Source organism: Paenibacillus sp. RU5M, assembly GCF_900221055.1.
Classification (GTDB): domain Bacteria; phylum Bacillota; class Bacilli; order Paenibacillales; family Paenibacillaceae; genus Paenibacillus; species Paenibacillus marchantiae.
Map to the genome: position 1 here is coordinate 75,881 of NZ_OBQM01000012.1, position 19,565 is coordinate 95,445.

General features: G+C 47.8%; 16 protein-coding genes. All 16 read right to left on the reverse strand.

What is annotated here, in order from left to right:
* Positions 1-116: 116 nt before the first annotated feature.
* The 16 genes from CRO25_RS27055 to CRO25_RS27130 all read right to left on the reverse strand — a co-directional run bounded on the left by CRO25_RS27055 (position 117) and on the right by CRO25_RS27130 (position 19,555).
* Positions 117-1,424, reverse strand: coding sequence for a homocysteine synthase (locus CRO25_RS27055; protein ID WP_063566572.1), 1,308 nt, complete (start codon positions 1,422-1,424; stop codon positions 117-119).
* A gap of 246 nt (positions 1,425-1,670) precedes the next feature.
* Positions 1,671-2,516 carry a sugar phosphate isomerase/epimerase gene (locus CRO25_RS27060; RefSeq protein WP_079697107.1) on the reverse strand — a complete coding sequence of 282 codons (846 nt, stop codon included), beginning with the start codon at positions 2,514-2,516 and terminating at the stop codon, positions 1,671-1,673.
* Positions 2,517-2,552: 36 nt separating this feature from the next.
* Positions 2,553-3,305, reverse strand: a complete 753-nt coding sequence (kduD, locus tag CRO25_RS27065) for a 2-dehydro-3-deoxy-D-gluconate 5-dehydrogenase KduD (RefSeq protein WP_079697108.1) — start codon at positions 3,303-3,305, stop codon at positions 2,553-2,555.
* Positions 3,306-3,386: 81 nt separating this feature from the next.
* Positions 3,387-4,145 carry a DeoR/GlpR family DNA-binding transcription regulator gene (locus tag CRO25_RS27070; protein WP_063566570.1) on the reverse strand — a complete coding sequence of 253 codons (759 nt, stop codon included), beginning with the start codon at positions 4,143-4,145 and terminating at the stop codon, positions 3,387-3,389.
* Positions 4,146-4,182: 37 nt separating this feature from the next.
* The gene (kduI, locus tag CRO25_RS27075) at positions 4,183-5,022 is read right to left on the reverse strand and encodes a 5-dehydro-4-deoxy-D-glucuronate isomerase (RefSeq protein WP_063566631.1); all 840 of its coding nucleotides are present in this window, start codon (positions 5,020-5,022) and stop codon (positions 4,183-4,185) included.
* Between the two features lie 141 nt (positions 5,023-5,163).
* Positions 5,164-6,807: an alpha-glucosidase gene (locus tag CRO25_RS27080; RefSeq protein ID WP_079697109.1), complete on the reverse strand. Its 1,644-nt coding sequence runs from the start codon at positions 6,805-6,807 to the stop codon at positions 5,164-5,166.
* Between the two features lie 21 nt (positions 6,808-6,828).
* The gene (gene pgmB, locus CRO25_RS27085; protein WP_079697110.1) at positions 6,829-7,518 is read right to left on the reverse strand and encodes a beta-phosphoglucomutase; all 690 of its coding nucleotides are present in this window, start codon (positions 7,516-7,518) and stop codon (positions 6,829-6,831) included.
* 19 nt (positions 7,519-7,537) lie between these two features.
* The gene (locus CRO25_RS27090; RefSeq protein WP_079697111.1) at positions 7,538-9,739 is read right to left on the reverse strand and encodes a glycogen debranching protein; all 2,202 of its coding nucleotides are present in this window, start codon (positions 9,737-9,739) and stop codon (positions 7,538-7,540) included.
* Positions 9,740-9,795: 56 nt separating this feature from the next.
* Positions 9,796-10,638, reverse strand: coding sequence for a carbohydrate ABC transporter permease (locus CRO25_RS27095; protein WP_063566566.1), 843 nt, complete (start codon positions 10,636-10,638; stop codon positions 9,796-9,798).
* A gap of 14 nt (positions 10,639-10,652) precedes the next feature.
* Positions 10,653-11,549, reverse strand: a complete 897-nt coding sequence (locus CRO25_RS27100; RefSeq protein ID WP_053780124.1) for a carbohydrate ABC transporter permease — start codon at positions 11,547-11,549, stop codon at positions 10,653-10,655.
* A 59-nt stretch (positions 11,550-11,608) separates the two neighbouring features.
* Positions 11,609-12,895 carry a sugar ABC transporter substrate-binding protein gene (locus tag CRO25_RS27105; RefSeq protein WP_064640611.1) on the reverse strand — a complete coding sequence of 429 codons (1,287 nt, stop codon included), beginning with the start codon at positions 12,893-12,895 and terminating at the stop codon, positions 11,609-11,611.
* Positions 12,896-12,921: 26 nt separating this feature from the next.
* On the reverse strand, positions 12,922-15,252 hold the full coding sequence (locus CRO25_RS27110) for a glycoside hydrolase family 65 protein (RefSeq protein WP_079697112.1): 2,331 nt from the start codon (positions 15,250-15,252) through the stop codon (positions 12,922-12,924).
* A 154-nt stretch (positions 15,253-15,406) separates the two neighbouring features.
* The gene (locus tag CRO25_RS27115) at positions 15,407-16,423 is read right to left on the reverse strand and encodes a LacI family DNA-binding transcriptional regulator (RefSeq protein WP_063566562.1); all 1,017 of its coding nucleotides are present in this window, start codon (positions 16,421-16,423) and stop codon (positions 15,407-15,409) included.
* 210 nt (positions 16,424-16,633) lie between these two features.
* Positions 16,634-16,963, reverse strand: coding sequence for a cytochrome o ubiquinol oxidase subunit IV (gene cyoD / locus CRO25_RS27120; protein ID WP_063566561.1), 330 nt, complete (start codon positions 16,961-16,963; stop codon positions 16,634-16,636).
* A complete protein-coding gene (cyoC, locus tag CRO25_RS27125) occupies positions 16,964-17,584 on the reverse strand; it encodes a cytochrome o ubiquinol oxidase subunit III (protein WP_063566560.1) in 621 nt (206 codons plus the stop codon).
* Positions 17,585-19,555, reverse strand: a complete 1,971-nt coding sequence (locus tag CRO25_RS27130; protein ID WP_063566559.1) for a cbb3-type cytochrome c oxidase subunit I — start codon at positions 19,553-19,555, stop codon at positions 17,585-17,587.
* Positions 19,556-19,565: the final 10 nt, after the last annotated feature.

The following is a 19,565-nucleotide window of genomic DNA, read 5'->3' on the forward strand; positions in this document are numbered from 1 at the left end:
TGCCTGTGCTTTGCATTTGTAAATGGGTTTTTCACCTTAGCCGGTGTAAAATTAAAAAAGCCGCTCGTCCATAAGGACAAGCGGCTCGTATGAATTTAATTTATTCACGTTATGAATTAAACACTAACGCTTGATTGCTGGCTAGCCTTAATGGCTTGCTCCAGATCGTAGAGGATATCCTGAATATTCTCTGTACCCACAGATAGACGAATCAGCTCAGGATTAACTCCGGCTGCAGTCTGCTCATCTTCTGTCAGCTGTTGATGCGTCGTACTTGCCGGATGAATGATCAGTGACTTGGAGTCACCTACGTTGGCAAGGTGAGAGAACAGCTTCACATTTTCAATTAGTTTGCGTCCTGCATCCACTCCGCCTTTGATACCAAAGGTCAGAATGGCTCCCTGGCCTTTCGGCAAATACTTCTGTGCCAGTTCATAGGAAGGGTGACTCGGCAAACCTGCGTAGCTTACCCATTCCACATCCTCATGTTTCTCCAGATATTGCGCCACAGCCAGTGCGTTGCTGCTATGACGTTCTACACGCAGATGCAGTGTCTCCAGCCCTTGAATGAGCAACCATGAATTGAAAGGTGAGATCGTAGCACCAAAGTCACGCAGCAATTGTACACGAGCTTTGATAATATAAGCAATCGGTCCAACCGCTTCTGTATATACGACACCATGATAGCTGGAATCCGGTTCTGTCAGTCCCGGGAACTTGCCACTCGCTTTCCAGTCGAATTTGCCGCTGTCCACAATAACTCCACCAATGGAAGTACCGTGACCGCCAATAAATTTGGTAGCCGAATGAACGACAATATCAGCTCCATGCTCGATTGGACGAAGCAGATACGGACTTGGGAATGTATTGTCTACAATCAAAGGAATGCCATGTTCATGGGCGATAGCTGCCACAGCTTCAATGTCCAGTACGTTGCCTTGCGGATTACCAATCGTTTCAGCGTACAATGCTTTGGTTTTGTCCGTAATCGCCGCCCGGAAATTTTCAGGATCACTGGAATCTACAAACTTTACATCTAAGCCAAGTTTCGGTAGTGTGGTTGAGAACAGATTGTACGTTCCTCCATACAGACTCGCTGCGGAAACAATCTCATCTCCCGCACCTGCGATGTTTAAGAGGGAGAACGTAATCGCTGCCTGACCGGAAGCGGTAGCCAGTGCACCCGCGCCTCCTTCAAGTGCAGCAATACGTTGTTCGAACACATCCGTGGTCGGATTCATCAGACGTGTATAGATATTGCCAAACTCTTTCAATCCAAACAGATTGGCTGCATGCTCCGTATCACGGAATCCGTAGGATGTTGTTTGGTACAACGGTACTGCACGTGCATGGGTGGTCGGATCAATCTCCTGGCCGGCATGAATTGCCAATGTTTCAAATGAAAGCTCACGTTCGTTTGACATAAATCTGTTTCCTCCCTTAACTTATACGTTTGGCAAATCCCTAGATGTCATGACATGGTGGCGTATGTTTTCCATATTCTCTCACAAGATGTCGCTTTTGAAAAGAAATATTTCCGATTTTTCCGATGAGAAATATTAAATATGTATCAGTAAGACTGCTACACCAAAAAAACCTTTGCTCCCGCAAAGGTTTTCCGGATTTTTTTCAACCATCACCTGCTGAACTTCTGCGTGATTTTATACCGTTTATACCCGAACGCCACTCCATATTTCACGTAAATGCTTGGCCGCCGGGACAGCTTCTTCCGCGGTTACCCCTTCTAGTGAAATATCGATGTGTGGTTTATAGGTCTTCAATAGTTCAAAAAATAACGGATAATCCAGAATGCCCTCACCCGGCACCGGATTGAACTTTTCACCCTGCGCATTGAAAGCCACATCTTTGGCATGAATGACAATGATACGCTGATATAGCGTTTCCATCACTTCACGCAGGAATGCAGACTGGTCAGCCACATGAGGTTGTTTGATCAGATTACAAGGATCGAACAGCATGCCCAGATTGGATGAAGGAATTTCTTCAAACAGACGGATCATATGTTCACATGTATGAAGCGTATGGGTAGATACTGGCTCAATCGCCGCATGAACGCCCCACTTTTCCGCCTCTTCCGCCAGTTCCTCTACCGTCTCCCGCAGCACCGTCCATGCCTTTTCTTCATATGCATCCGGATGAGTGTCGCGATACGTATCCAGGCCCCCTGTCTCCGTTGCAACCATGCTGCAACCGAAATCCCGGGCATAACGCAGATGCTCCTTGAATCGTTCAATGTCTGCACGACGAGCCACAGGATCAGGATCAATCGGGTTAATGTAGCAACCTAGTATTGCAATCTTGACTCCGCGCTGTGCAAATTGATCTCCGATCTCATTCGCCAGCCCAGGGCTCAGCTTGCCATTGGCCGAATCCACATCCGACAAAGCTTTGGCCAGTGCCAGCTGTACCGAATTGAATCCATTATCCGCGATGGTCTGTGCAAGCTGTGCTGTAGGTTGTTTGCCAAACGTATGCGCAAGAATACCAAGTTTCATGTCACTGTCTCCTTTGCAATCTGATCGCTGACAGGGTTAACGAGCCATCCAGCCGCCATCCACATTCAGTACGTGACCATTCAAATAATCCGAAGCCGCCGATGCCAGGAAAACAACCGGACCTTTCAGATCCTCAGGTGTTCCCCAGCGTCCAGCCGGAATCCGTGCCGTGATGTCACGGTACCGATTTTCATCGGCACGAATCTGAGTTGTATTGTCTGTTTCCATATAACCTGGTGCAATCCCGTTGATTTGAACACCTTTGCCTGCCCATTCATTCGCGAGTGCTTTCGTTAAACCGGCTACCCCATGTTTACTGGCCGTGTATCCCGGTACGTTAATTCCGCCCTGATAGGACAGCATGGATGCAATGTTAATGATCTTGCCACTTCCTCGCTCAATCATATGTCTGCCAGCCAACTGGCTCAGGAAAAATACCGTATTCAGGTTTAGACCTATGACATCATGCCAGTCTTGCTGACCGTGATCGGCTGCAGGTGTGCGACGAATAATTCCTGCATTGTTGACCAGAATATCAATTCTCCCTTGAAAGGCTAATGCCTTTTCAAACACCCCGGTCAATTCGTCCTCACGGCTCAAATCAGCTTCAATCACATACGCTTTACGTCCGAGAGCCTCAATGGCACGCGCTGTTTTCGATGGATTGGAGTAGGAAACCAGCACAACATCCGCGCCGGCTTCAGCAAGGCCAAACGCCATTCCTTGCCCTAGTCCTCCTGACGTACCAGTGACAATTGCAACTTGTCCGCTTAAATCAAATGGATTCATGAATGATTCCTCCGCATGGTTATTGGGTTGCAAACCGTGTCTTCAGTCTCGGCAGTCACGTATCCACCGTGGAACTGAAGGTCAGCTCTGATAATCCACTTCGATGCCATTTTGTCTGTATAGGGCTGCTGTCTCCTCATCCAAGCGACTATCGCTGATGATACAGTCCAGCTCCGAACAGTGTGCAAAGGTCCGAAGGGCAAATTGTCCGAATTTATAATGATCCACGACGCCATAGACCTGCTGAGAAGCAGAGATCATTGCTTTTTTTAGCGGCACCAGATCTCCTGTATATATGGAAAGTCCAAATTCCGGATGAAGTGCCGTCGTTGAGATAAACGCTTTATGAATGTTGAGACCGGAAATGAAGGCCGCCGTATCGTCTCCCACCAGCATATTGCGGACTCTTGCCCCACCGGGCACAACCAGTCGCACCTGCTCCTTTTTGGTCAGCTCAGCAATAATGAACAGATCATTGGTAACCACCGTAATGGGCTGATTGTCCAATCTCTTCGCCATCTCCAACGTAGTGCTCCCGCCATCCAGCGCAACAATATCTCCTGGTCGGATATACGCAAGGGCTCGCTCGGCAATCTCCGTTTTCTCCGAATGATGCTTTTCCGTAGCCCCACGACTCGTGAGGATGCCGTACTGGTCGTTCTGAGCCAGCATCGCACCCCCATGGACACGTACGAGCAATCCCATGCCTTCCAGCTTATCGAGATCCTCCCGTACGGTCTTGCCCGTCACCTGCAGCAGTTCACTCAGATCACTAACGGTGACTTCCTGCCGCTCCAGCAGAGCCTCCATAATTTTTTCATGTCTTTTCAATGGATTCATCACAGATCAACTTCCTGTTTCTTTGGAATTTACGCGCCTATTTCAGGTCTTTCATCGCCACGCCGTCCATATCCTCGAACGTCTGGTTTTCCCCAGCCATTGCCCAGCAGAAGGTATAGCTGCTCGTACCGACACCACTGTGGACAGACCAGCTAGGAGAGATGATGGCCTGACGGTCACGTACAACCAGATGCCGTGTTTCATTTGGCTCGCCCATCATATGGAATACGACGCCATCTTCCGGCAGGTTGAAATACAAGTATACTTCGGAACGGCGGTTGTGGGTATGTGCAGGCATCGTATTCCACATGTTGCCCTTGTCGAGTTCCGTAATGCCCATCACCAGCTGACAGCTCTGAATCCCGCCTTCTCCCTGATGGATATAGCGATAGATCGTCCGTTCATTCGAGCTTTCGATGCTGCCGAGGTGGTTCGGCTGAGCTTGTTCTTGCGTTGCTTTTACTGTTGGATATGTGTGGTGAGCCGGTGTGGATACAAAATAAAACTGAGCCGGCTGATCCTTGCCGCTGCTCTTGAACACGACTTCTTTTACACCTCTGCCGATGTACAGGCATTCTTTCGCACCAATCTCGTAGCCTTGACCGTCAGCTGTCACGGTTCCATGGCCTCCAACATTAATGATACCGATTTCACGACGCTCTAGGAAAAAGTTCGTTCCGATATCCTTCAGATTTACTTCAAGTGCGATATCCTTGCTTTGAGGTACAGCCGTTCCTACAATATAACGATCTACATGAGAGTAAACGGTTACCAACTCATCTGTGGCAAACAATTGCTCCATCAGAAATTCCTCGCGCAGACGGGAGGTATCATAGTTTTTCACTTCATTTGGGTGTGCAGCATAACGGTTTTGCATCATTAATCCATTCCTTTCGTTAGTCAGATAATGTTCATATAAGTTCATTTTAGTTCATTATGTATCTTTTGTGTACCTTTTTTTATAAAAAAAGAACCCGACGGGAAAATCCCCGCCAGGCTCTGGTGATCTTGCGATGTATTACAAGGAGTAAATGAGCGCCTCATAAGGACGCAAACGAAGATGGCCTTCTCTAACCTCATCGGAGGTTGACCGATCCAGATTGCCAATGATCAAGCGGGCATTCGTCGCTCGATCAGCGAATGAAGCAGGCAGACGATAGGACTGCTCCCGGTCCGAGTGATTGAGAATGACAAGCCATGTCTCTCCATCCAGACTGCGGCTATATGCATATACATGCTCTTCCCCTGCCGATTGGTCACTATAATCTCCATAGACCATAACCGCGTGTGTTTTACGCAGGGCAATCAGCTGCTGGTAATATGCAAATATGGAGTCCTGCGCAGCCAAATCCCGCTCCACATTAATCTCTTCATAGTTGGGATTCACCTTCATCCACGGCTGCCCTTCGGTAAACCCGGCGTGCTTGCTGCTGTCCCACTGCATTGGCGTGCGGGAATTATCCCGGCTCAGCGGCTGAAGACTGTGGAGCACTTCATCTGGCGCACGGCCTTTACCGATTTCTTCTTTATATTTGTTCTTCATTGCAATATCGTGATATTCATCAATGGAAGAGAACCGGACACCCGTCATGCCGATCTCCTCTCCCTGGAATACATACGGTGTTCCCGGAAGGGTATGAATCATGGTCGCCAGTTGTTTGGCGGATTGCACACGGTATTGTCCATCATTGCCGTACCTCGAAACCTGCCGGGTGTGATCGTGATTGTTCAGGAACTGGGAGTTCCAACCTTCATGTCGGAACGCTTCATACCAGCTCTCCTGAATTTCCTTGTACCGTGTCAGATCCCATGTAGGCATGTCATCCGCCACCTGGAAATGAAATAACGTATGCAGCTCTTTCCGGTTATCCCCCACATACAGAAGGCCATCTACTGGTGTGACAAACGGAATTTCTCCTACAGTCATGATGTCATAATGCTGGAGAACCTCCCGGTTCATTTCCTGCAAATATTCATGAATACCCGGATTATTGCCCAGATAATCAATGTTCTCCGGGTGCTCCGCATCCGGGAAACCTTCCAGCTTGGCGAGCAGATTAATAACATCCATGCGGAAGCCATCAATGCCCTGATCCAGCCAGAAACGCATCATCCGGTAAATTTCCTGACGCAGCTCGGGATTTTCCCAATTCAGATCAGGCTGCTCCTTGGCAAAGGAGTGGAAATAATACTCTCCCGTCCGCTCGTCATATGTCCAGGTCGACGGTTCAAAATAGGAGCGCCAGTTGTTCGGTGGGCCATCCGGTTTCCCCGGCTTCCATATATACCAGTCGCGTTTCGGATTATCGACAGATGAACGTGATTCTTCAAACCATGCATGCTGCTCTGATGTATGATTGACCACCAGATCCATAATGAGCTTCATGCCCAGTTCATGGACCTTGTCCAGCAATTGCTTGAACTGCTCCATCGTTCCGGCTTTCGCCATGATACGGTAATAATCCGCTATGTCATATCCGTTATCTTTATCCGGCGATTCATAGATGGGATTAAGCCAGATGACATCAATACCCAGACTTTTGATATAGTCCAGCTTGAGCATCAAGCCCTCCAAATCCCCGATGCCGTCTCCATTCGCATCCAGGAAGCTCCGCCAGTAGACCTGATATACCACGGCTTCTTTCCACCATGCCCGGTTCATGCTGCATCTCCCCTTTTCCGCTTAATGGCTATGCTCCTGCAACGTACGCTCCAGGAATGACAGTGTAAGCTGTTTCGTATCTTTCAGCACCACGTCCGCTCCGGAACCTTTAAGTACAGCTTCTTCACCAATACCCACGGCGATCATGCCTGCGGATTTGATGGCCTCAATACCCGCCTGCGCATCCTCGATGCCGATGCAGGCCTTAATGTGAGCACCCACTTCTTCTGCTCCACGCAGGAACAGATCAGGTGCTGGCTTACCGTTTGGTACGGAATCCGGATGTACCACATAGCGGAACAGCGAGTCCAACTCCAGCGCCTTCAGAATTTGAGGAGCATTTTTGCTGGCCGAGGCGATCACCGCAGGAATGCCGGATGCTTGCAGCTCAAGCAGCAATTCCCGAATTCCAGGATAAGTATGCTCCGGTGTCAACGAGTCCAGCAACGAGACGTAATGTTCGTTTTTACGCTGTGCGAATTCTTCCTTTTCCTCAGCCGAAAATGCCTCTTCCTTGCCACCCAGACGTAAAATGCGCGCCAGAGACTCCCCGCGGCTAATGCCCTTTAACTGCTCGTTGAACTCCCGATCAAACGGAATATCCAGCGATTCCCCCAGCTTCTTCCACGCTACATAATGGTACTCCGCCGTGTCAGTAATGACACCATCCAAATCAAAAATAACGGCTTGAAGAGCTCCGCTCCCTTTCATTTCCCCGTTCCTCCCCATGTTATTGCTCTAGTTGCCATTCAATTCGTTTCTCGTTGCTTTCCCGTTTCTCGCCCTTCCAGTCCAGAACAACCGTCCAGCCCGATGCGTTGGAAATGCTCGCATAACGTTTGCCCTCACGGGATTCAAAATGAATATCGAACTCCGCATCGCCTACCATCAGATGCTCCAGACTGCATGTTTTGTTTTCCCATGCCTGCGGCATATTAGGTGATAAGGTTACACGGCGATGCTGTGCTTCCGGTTGAACGCCGAAGAAATGTCGTACGACTGGTACAGCCAGTGCATAGATGGTCCACGCCTGCACTACACAGCCGTAGTCCGGGGACATCTCCGAGAAAGAACCTGGCACTACACGTGAGAAGCTTTTCCCCATCCGACGCAGTAAATCCAGTGCGTGATCCGGATGTCCGTACGCCGCTTCTGCAACCGCATGTGCTCCGGTAGAGATTGTCATCGTGCCTTGTTGATACATGGCCGCAAGATAAGTACCGTATTCACCAATGAAGTCACGGTTTCGCATCGCTTCCAGAGCACGCTGTGCTTTGTCCTGATCGGCAATTCCTGCTTCCATCGGGGTGACAATGACCCAGTTTTTGTTCAGCAGCCAACCGCGATCTTTCTGATCCTCACCTGCATCGGCAAGCAATCCTTCCACGTACTCCCGGTAGTCTGTGATCCCTTGCTTTTCAGCGAGAGAAACCATGTAATCCACCTTGGGCACAATATCAGAAACAGGTGCAACGGCATCCGCATAGAGGCTGTCTTTTTCAGACCAATACACATCATTCACTGCGCGTACCGCTCTTTCAGCCAGTTTTTGATATGTCTGATGCCGCTTCGTTTCACCCAAATAGAGACTCATGTGCTCCAGCGCCTGAAGAGCCTTGGCTGTATATACGGCACTATCAATCAGTTCCATATTCAATCCGGCAATCTCGATGATGCCGTAACCAGAAGGGAACAGGTCTCCGTCCGGGTCCATCTCACCCAGCAGCCAGTCGATTCCCTGAACACAATAGTCATAATGCTCGCGCAGAAGTGCATCATCTCCGGTCCACAGGAACATTTCCCATACAAAGGCGATATAGTGTGCTGTCTCCTGCGTGTTGCCGCGATTAGACACGGCTCCTATCGTGGTCACTTCATGCACAAAACGTCCATTACCGTTTGCTTCCTTGGATTTCTCCAGCAACAAATTCAGCGTATCCCGCACCAGTTGATGGTCTCCCGTAGCAAGCACACCCTGAAGCGCATACGTACTGTCACAGCCGAACCACCACGGATACGTGGGTCCACCTGCCGTCAATCCACGACCAATGCCGTCTACTTGTTGCACCAGCCACTGATTATTGCGCTTCACCCAGGCAAATTGCTCGTTCAGCTCATCCTCGCCTTCAATGGTCAGCACTGCGCGCTGATCCAACTTGTCGTAGAGTTGCTGCTTCTGCTCTTTCAAGCTGACGTAGTCACGTTCGATGACTGCATAAGTCTGCTCACAGGCTTCACGGGACGACTCCGAACCGGCAACAAATAACCGGAAGCGGAACACATCCTTCTCCTCCAGCGTGCATTCGGTTACAAAAGAAATGCCTGTGCCCTTGCCTGCCGTCAGTTCTGGTCCGTAAATCTCAGGACCAACCGTCATTACCGTTCCAGGCAGATCACTTCCAATCATGGCATACCAGTCTTGGGCATCATCTTTGACGATGACTTTGCGCGAAGAAATAGCTTCTGCCGTTTCACCCGCTCCTGGGATAATTCCGATCTCATCGGAATACCACACTGGACGGAGATCGGTACGTGACAGCAGCTCCAGCTTGAGCCGGGTTGTTCCTTTGCCGTAAGCGCTGATCTCATATTCTGCGACCATGCCTTTTTCATAATCGGGGGCAAACTGGTTGCGTTCAATGGATACCGGAATGTGGCTCAATCCGTGATCATAATCGAACCGGCTTCCGCCCCAGGATTCACTTGTGAATCCGTCTGCCCTTGCCCATACCGCAATGTTGCGATCCAGATCGGTTACCTTCAGCCAGAAGCCGTCCAGCAGCTTGATCGGATGCAGCCATACACCGCCCATTTCGTTAGCCATATGATGCCCAAAGTCGGGAAAGTATCCGTCCTGGGTACCGCAAATCTTTACATATTCACCTGCGTTATAATACAAATTAAAAGGATGTCTGCTTGTTAATGTGGCCATGATAGTCCTCCTCTGCGGTTTGGCTCACCGCTCATCCCTTCTATTCATACGGACGATTAGCCCTTGATTGCAGAAGAGATGGAAATGCCTTCAATAAAGTATTTTTGTGCAACAAAGAATACAAGGAGTGGCGGAAGCATAATCAGCATCGTTGCAGCCATTAGCATGTTCCATTCCACGTTATACAACCCTTTGAACATGGACAATCCGAGAGCCAGCGTATACTTCTCACTGGAGTTCAGATAAATGAGTGGTCCCTGGAAGTCATTCCATACGCCCATAAAGGTAAAGATCGATACGGCAATCAGTGGCGGCATGGAAAGCGGCAGCATGATTTTAGTGAAAATCTGCATTTTATTGGCTCCGTCTACAAAAGCAGACTCATCGAGATCACGCGGAATACCGCGCATGAACTGGCGAATCAGGAAGATGTTAAACGCTCCGCCCCCGAAGAATGCAGGGATAATGAGTGGTAAAAATGTATCAACCCAGCCGATTTCCTTGAACATGATGAACATCGGGATCATCGTTACCTGCGAAGGCAGCATCATCGTCGCCAATAGCACCAGGAACAGCGTGCGTTTGCCGCGGAAGTTAAACCGGGCGAAACCATACGCACATAGGGCAGACGAGAATACGGTACCGACTAATACCGGAATCAGAATAATCAGCGTATTTTTCAAAAATGTAAAAAACGGGATGGCCAAGACGGCATTTTTATAGTTAGACCACATCCATACAGCCGGGAAAAAATCATCTTTGAACACCTCGGCAGGTGTTTTAAGAGACGTTGCAAACGTCCATAACAGTGGGATCAGCACGACGGCTGCACCAGCGATAAGCATGAGCATAGAGAATAGTTTCGAGTAGACCGGTTTCCGTGTCGTTGCTTGATTCATCATTTGTCCTCCTCTCAATCCTTTTCGTTATCGCCCTGGTAATAGACCCACATCGAAGAGCTGCGGATGACCAGCAACGTAAACGCCAGAATGATGATGAACAATACCCAGGACAATGCCGAAGCATAACCCATTTCAAAATCGGTAAAAGCTTTATTGTACAGATACAAGTTATAGAACAAGGTCGAGTTAAGCGGTCCCCCGTTGGTCATAACAAATGCTTGTGTGAAATACTGGAATCCACCGATGATACCCATAATTACGTTGAAGAACACCGTTGGGGAAATCATAGGTAATGTAATGTTGAAAAACCGTTGAAACGGTCCCGCGCCATCCAGATTGGCAGCTTCATACAGCTCTTCAGGAACGCCCTGCAAGCCGGACAAATAAATGATGATCGTATTGCCGACGCCCCACAAACCCATGACAATCAGTGCGCCCAGCGCATAGCTCGGATCTTGAAGCCAAGCTGGCCCCTGTACGCCGAAAAAGGCAAGCGCCCGGTTCAGAATGCCGTATTCCGGATTGAAAATCATAATCCACATCATTGATGCCGCTACAGCTGGAATGACGGATGGCATGAAATAGATCAATCGGAAAAATTTCATGCCTCTGTTCCGCATATTCAGCAGCAAGGCGATAAGCAGTGATGCCACTTGATATAGTGGTACGGATACCAGAGCGAAGATAAAGGTAACTTTCAACGATTGATAGAAAAGCTCATCATGAAACATCGTTTTGAAGTTATCCAGACCGACCCATTCGATCGATTGTACGCCGGTGATAATATCCCATTTACTAAATGCCAGCAGCAGGGAGAATAACATTGGACCAATGGTAAAGAGCAACAAGCCTATAAGCCAGGGCAATATGAACCAATACCCGGCACGCTCGGATTTAGAATTACGCATAGCAGCCTCCTTGATGAAGAGGGTGAATCAGCATGGCCGCCGACTCACCCGCATGGTTTTTACTTGATTTTGCTGTCAACGTTCTTCGCAGCTTCATCCAGAGCGCCTTTGACATCCTGTTTGCCAAGCAGCACTTTTTCCAGCGCCTTGGTGAATTCTTCAACAAACACAGGTCCGTTTGTAGAACGCATGGTGACCGGTTTTTTAGCATAATCCATCATTTCGATGACCGGTTTGTCTGCTACTTCTTTGGCTTTGACTTCGTCCAGTTCTTTCACAGTCGCTGGCAGTACTTTACCGTTCGCAGAACGAAGCTTCTGTGCATCTGTACCCGAGAGCCATTTTACCAGTTCATAAGCCGCTTCTTTATTTTTACCGGCTGCGTTGATCGCCCAACCTGCACTTGCGATAATGCTTGAACGAGTACCGTCCGTATTTTGTGGAATCAGTGCAGAACCATATTGAACATCGGATTTGTCGAGATCACCTTTGATCCAACGACCTGTAATCATCATGGCGAGCTTGTCTGTCATGAACATCGATGAATCTCCGCCAAGTGTCTCGGAATCCAGTGGCGTCGGGGATACACGGCTATCTCCTTGAGACCAGGATACATATTTATCCATTGCCGCTATCGTTTTTTCACTGTTCATGTAGCCTTCCGCAGCTGTTCCATCCTCATTCGCGATGTCTGTACCGTTATCCCACAGGTACGTATAAATCGGATATTCCCATTTGCCTGCGTTGAATCCGAATTGAGTATATTTTTTTCCATCTTTTTTAGTCAGTTTCTGTGCAGTTGCAATCATGTCATCCCAAGTCCATTCATCTGTTGGATAAGGGATTCCCGCTTCATCAAACATACGTTTGTTGTACCACAGAGCAAGTGGGTTGAAATCTTTAGGCAAGTAGTATTGTTTGCCTTCGATTTTCATATTTTCAATGAGATCCTTTTGAAAAATATCCAGATTAAACGCAGTGTCTTTGCTCAAATAATCGTCGAGTGGCTCAATTACACCTTTATCAACGTATTTGTAGTAGTCGCCTTCACCAACCAGGAATACGTCTGGTGCCTGACCTGCTGCCAGAGATGTAGTGAGTTTTGTTCCATAACCTTCACTTGGAATAGGCTCAAACTTCACTTCGATATCCGGGTGTGCAGCATTGAACTCTTCCGCAAGCTTCACTTCATCCGCACCGGAGTTGACATCTCCCCATACGGAGAAGGTGAGTTTTACTTTTTCTCCTTTTCCGCCTTCCGCGCTGTTGCTTCCACCTGAAGAACACGCGGATAACACTAATACCAAAATCAGCATCATGACCAAACTTGCGGACCCTTTTTTCATTTGAATGACCTCCACATGGATTTATATTAAACCAAGGTTTGAAACCGTTTGCTGAAAGTAACTTGCTGACCGGACAGAAGGAGAGAAATTTCTTCCTCTGCATCACTCTCGATTAGAATACCCTCGGACGTGATTGTGATATGCAACAGCTGGTTTTGCCAGTAAAGCGGGAATTTCAGACTGCTCCAGGACTCTGGCAGCTTCGGATCGAGATGAAGCTGGCCATCCAACATGCGAACTCCGGCAAATCCCATCACGACACATTCCCATATTCCGCCCAGAGAAGCTGAGTGGATGCCTGCATCCGAAGAGTGCATATGCGGTCCCAGATCAATCTCGGACGCCCGGCGGAACAGATCATAAGCGAGCGGACGATTACCGAAGTCACTGGCAAGGATACTGTGCGTTGACAGCGACAATGAGGAATCATGCAATGTTTTTTCCTCATAGTAGTCATAGTTCGCACGTTTGATAGCGGGTTCAAATTTATTCTCAAGCAGGAAGAACAGCATCATGATGTCAGCCTGCTTCGAAATTTGCATTTCACCAACCTGATCCAGGTTGTAATCATTGAAGATGCTGGCGACTTTCGTCTGATTTTTATAAGGGGTAAGATCAATGACTTTCTTCTGCAAGTAGGTATCATCTTGTGGAATAAGTCCTTGTTCATTTGGCCCTGGCAGATACATTTGATCCAGCTTGTTCCATGTTTTCCTAGCTGATGTCAGGTCAAGCTTCGCAGACAATGCCTTGAGTAATTCAGGTTTTTCCTGCTCAAGCTTTTCATAATATTGAATGGCCAGTTCCATATTGAAGTGAGCCATATGATTGGTGAATGCATTGTTGTCCACATGTTCCTTATATTCATCCGGTCCAACAACCTCATTGATGTGATAGCGGCCCTTGGCCTCATCCCACTCCAGACGGCTGGCCCAGAACGTTGCTGTATCAAAAATGATCTCGTAGCCATATTGCTCCATGAACGCCTCATCGCCTGTAGACTGGACGTAATGCCAAACGGCATAAGCGATGTCAGAGGTAATATGCTGTTCAATGAAGCCGGACCAGATCTTCGTCTGTTCTCCGGTTACGATATCTACATCTCCCCATACCGGTGTAACTTCGCCATCTTCGATCCAGGCTGCTTCCCATGGATACATGGCTCCTTCGAATCCGTTCTCCTTGGCCTTGCTTCTAGCTCCATCCAACCCCTGATATCGATATTCCAGCAAGGATCTTGCGATCTTGGGATTGCTGTAGATGAAGAAAGGCAGGATGAAGATTTCCGTATCCCAAAAGGAATGTCCCTTGTACCCTTCACCACTTAATCCTTTCGCCCCGATTCCCATGCGATTATCATGAGCAGGTGTCATAATGACGAGATGATAGATGGCGAAACGGATAGCAAGCTGGTCATATCCGCTTGTGCTGTCCACTTCAATGTTGTACGTGGACCAGGTATCCGCCCAGGAGTTAGCGCTTTCACGAAACAGCTGATCATACCCTTTTTGCGACTCTTGCTTCAGTTCTGTCAGTGAAGATTCACGCATTTGATCCAGTGAATATCCACCGTTGCTGTACACCAGATCGCGGCTGGTATGAACATTCGAGATTTTTTCCAGTGTTACCGATTGTCCGGCTTCCACGGTCACTGTGCCTTCGATGCCAACCTTGCGGCGTCCCATCGTTTGACGCAATTCCGGCTCAACTTTTTCACCATTCAGCTGCCAGTGATGCACCGTATTGGTTACAAAATCAACCGCCGATTGTGTCGTCGTTGACGTCATTTGAATATAAGTCTTTTCAAATATCCGTTTTTCGCCTTCCGTGAAATGCTGTGCACCCGAGTTCGTCCATTGTCCGTTAATACCAGACGCAATGTGAACACGTGCCTGACCATCCAGTGGCTTGATACTTACGGATGAACCAACCAAATGACGGTTGCTCAAGGAAACAAAGCGACGGAATTGAAGTTCAAAGCTTTCTCCAGTTGGGCTCTGCCATACCACGTTACGGGTCAGCTCACCGTTCTTGAGATTCAGTTGACGACTGTAGCTGATCGTTCTTCCTTTTTCCAAGCTGAAGGTTTCCCCATTCATGGTGATTGAAAGTTCCGTTACATCCGCTGCATTAGGGAGTTCTGTTACTTCATGCTCATCAAACTTATTGAAGGTTCCTGCTACGAACCAGTTCCGCACTTGTCCAACATAATTCTCGTCCGTTGCGGAGCGAAGTCCCATGTAGCCGTTTCCAAGTGAGAGCACAGCTTCGCCTTTCCCTTGATGAGCCGGATCAAACCCGGTTTCAGTTACCAGCCAGTTACTCCATTCTCCTTGTCCTGCATCGTATTTCAGCAATTTGTATTCCCCCTATGTCTATCTTATGTTGTATCCGAAACGTTTTGGATTTGAGTGAAAATAATACCGAAACGTTTCGGATTTAATAAAACATTTCGGTGCTCTCTTCATCTCGTTCATTTTGCAACCCTCGCGAACCGTTTCTCAGCTAAACTCAGCGACCTGGTTTGGCTGTTGAGGATCTCAAAACCAATTCATTTTGCAAAATATTAAATTTGGGGCTGTCTTCCGATCTCAGCATGCCCATCAACAGGTTTGCAGCTTCATGTCCCAACTGATACATGTTCTGGCCGATGGTGGTGAGTGGTGGTTGAAAATAAGCGGCTGTTGGAATGTCGTCAAATCCTACTACAGATAATTCATCCGGTATAGAGATGCCTATTTCATTCGCAGCCTTCATTACACCCAAAGCCATCATGTCGCTTGCGCAAAAAACTGCGGTAATTTCCGGATATGTCTTCAACAATTCAGAAGCTTGTTGCTGTGCTTCCTCTTCCGTGAAATTCCCGTTTACGATCCATTCAGGCTTCAAGCTCAACCCTGCATTTCGCATTGCATCGGAATATCCTTCATAACGCTCCTTGGATACAAAAGCCTCGGGGTACCCGTTCACCATGGCAATCTGCCGATGACCCAAACCAATAAGGTGCTCTACAGCAGTCTGTGCACTTTGTTTGTGATTCGTTGATACAAAACCAACATACTCACTGTGAATGGGTATATCAATCAATACACAAGGAATGTCACTATCCAATACTTCCTGCAAATACGGATCATCCGTCTTCACACCCTGAAGAATGACACCATCCACCTTTCGTTCCCTGCACAGCTGTGTGTACGTTTTCATCTTTTGCTTCGCTGTATTTGTGCTGAACAAAATCAGATCATAATCCGAATTGGCAGCGCTATCATTAATACCGCAAAGCACTTCGAAAACAAAGTTGTTATCGATGTTTTTGTACGTCATGCCTGATACGAGCAACCCCAGCGTTTTGGTTTCCTTCATGACCAGGCCTCTCGCTAGACCATTTGGACTATAGTTCAGGGTTTCGGCGGCTTCTTTAATCAGTTTGCGCGTACTATCGCTGACGTCCGAGTACCCATTCAGAGCTCTGGATACGGTCGTAATCGAAAATCCCGTCATTTGTGATATGTCTTTGATTGTAGCCAATTGCTTTCCTCCAAAACGTTTCGGATTACTTATATTTCTGAGTATACGGATTCAAGAAAAAAAATCAAGAACTTTTTTCGACAATATTTTCGACTTTTTGTATCTCATGCGTCCCTTCCCTTATTCTGCCCGCATTCAGGATGGAAAAAGGATAAAAAAAAGATCTCCCGACTTTTAAATAAAGTCGGGAGATCCCTGAACCTATAAAACTTAATGTGCAACTGTATTGTTCAACATGATCCAGATGGAACCAATAACGATGGTCATCATGATCAACAGACCAAAGATCAAAGCCATTACATTCCAACGCGGCTTCTCCGATTCACGGATATGCATGAAGAAGAAGAGTTGAACCACAAACTGAAGTGCTGCTGTTACCAGAACGACACTCAGTGTTGCTGTTCTGCCCATCATGTCATTCAGAACCACTACCAAAGGAACAATGGTCAGGACAACGGACAGAATGAAGCCGATGACATAGGACTTGAGTGAACCATGCTGTTCGTGGCCATGGGATTCATGTGAGTTATGCTCTGCCATCTACATCACCCCCATCAGATAGACGATCGACAGGAGGAAAATCCAGACGACGTCCAAGAAGTGCCAGTACAAGCTGATTACGTTGATTTTACCGCGAGTAACATCGGTAATTCCACGTTTTTTCAGTTGAAGCATCAATCCGATCATCCAGATCAGACCGAGCGATACGTGAAGTCCGTGAGTTCCCACAAGGGTGAAGAATGCACCAGAAGCTGCACTCGTTGTATAACTGAACCCTTCATGAATCAACTCAATAAATTCCGTTACTTCCAGGGCGATAAAGCTCGCACCCAGAACAGCTGTAACTGCCAGCCAGCTGATCAATTGCTTCACCTTGCCCTGATTCATGGCAAGAACCGCAAGTCCACTTGTGAATGAACTTGTGAGCAAGATAAATGTCTCGGCAATAACGCCAGGCATTTTGATCAGTTCAGACAATACAGGTCCGCCCGCCGAATTGTCACGCAACACAATAAAGGTTGCGAACAACACGGAGAACAGGATAACGTCGGAAATCAGGAAGAACCAGAATCCGAGTATTTTCAATTCTTGCGGGTCATGGTGACCATGGTCATGATCATGTGCATGGTCATGACCGTGCTTCGCGGCTGCTTGAGCCATTTATACCGACCCCCTTAACGACGCTTCGGTACGCTTAATTTCGTCAACCGGAATATAATAATCCGTATCGTATGAGAATGAACGAGCGATCATGCAAATCCCTACGCCAGCGAGTCCAAGAATCGCCATCCACAGCCATCCGAATACAAAGCCGAAACCGGCAACGAACCAGCATATAGACATGATGAACGGAATCGCGGAATTTTTAGGCATATGAATCGGCTCAAGCGGCTGTTCAGGTGGATAGATGCCTTTGGCACGACGTTCTTTCTCTTCCCACCACTCATCAATATCATCTCCGCGCGGTGTAATGGCGAAGTTATATTCAGGAGCAGGTGAAGGAATCGACCACTCGAGCGTACGACCACCCCAAGGGTCGCCAGATGCTTTGAGTGTTTTGTATTTCCGAATGCCGTCTGCGATTTGTGCTACCTGGAACAAGAATCCGACACCCATCAGGAAAGCCCCGATTGTGGATACAAAGTTCAGTTCCCACCAGCCGGTATCCCAGCCATAGGTGCTCAGACGACGTGTCATACCCATCAAACCGACAGCGTACTGCGGCATGAAGCAGACATAGAAACCGATATTCCAAGTCCAGAAAGCCCATTTACCCAGTTTTTCTGGCAGTTGGAATCCAAACATTTTAGGCCACCAGTAGTACAGACCTGCAAAGTATCCGAATACTACACCACCGATCAATACTTGGTGGAAGTGGGCAATCAGGAAGTAACTGTTGTGGAACTGGAAGTCAGCAGGTGCAACGGATAACATAACCCCCGTCATACCTCCGACGATAAAGCATGGAATAAATGCAAGTGTCCATAGCATCGGGGTATCCATGCGTATCCTTCCCCGGAACATGGTAAACAGCCAGTTGAAGATCTTAACCCCTGTTGGTATGGCTATCAACATCGTGGTTACGGCGAAGAATGCATTAACGTCTGCTCCCGAACCCATCGTGAAGAAGTGATGCGCCCATGTAAAGAAGGACAGGAAGCTAATGATCAGCATCGCAAATACCATTGATTTGTAACCAAACAATTTTTTCTTCGAGAATGTACTTACAATCTCGGAGAACACACCGAATGCCGGCAAGACAACGATATATACCTCAGGGTGACCCCACATCCAGATCAAGTTGATATACATCATCGGATTACCGCCCAGATCAAGTGTGAAGAAATGCGCCCCCGCAAACCTGTCGAGGAAGAGCAATGCAAGTGTCACTGTCAAGATTGGGAATGCAAACAGAATGATAATACAAGTGGAGAATACCGACCATGTAAACATCGGCATTTTCATCCATTTCATGCCTGGCGCACGCATTTTAATGATGGTAACCAGGAAGTTGATACCGGTAGCCAGGGAACCGATACCCGAAATCTGAATACCCCATATATAGAAGTTTTGTCCCACCCCCGGGCTATGCGATAGCTCCGATAAAGGCGGATAACTGAGCCAACCTGCGTCCGGTGAACCACCGATAACGAAGGACAGGTTGAACAGCATTGCTCCCAGGAAGAATAACCAGAAGCTTAGTGCATTAAGGAATGGGAACGCAACGTCCCTTGCCCCTATTTGAAGCGGTACAATAACATTAAATAAACCGAACATAAACGGCATCGCCATGAACAAGATCATGATCGTACCATGAGTCGTAAAGACCTGATTATAATGCTCAGGATGTAAGAAATCCATGTTAGGCATAGCTAGCTGAAGACGCATCATCAGTGCATCCACACCACCACGGAAAAGCATGATAATGGAAGCAATAATATACATAATACCGATCTTTTTGTGATCGACGGTAGTTAACCAGTTACGCCAGAGCCAGCCCCATTTTTTGAAATAAGTCAACACCGCTACGATGGTAATCATCGTAATTCCGATCGCCACGTCCGCACCATAAATCAGCGGATCACCGGTAACGAAAAACTCCGATGCAAACTCCTTAAGTCTCTCTAACATTGGGGGCCTC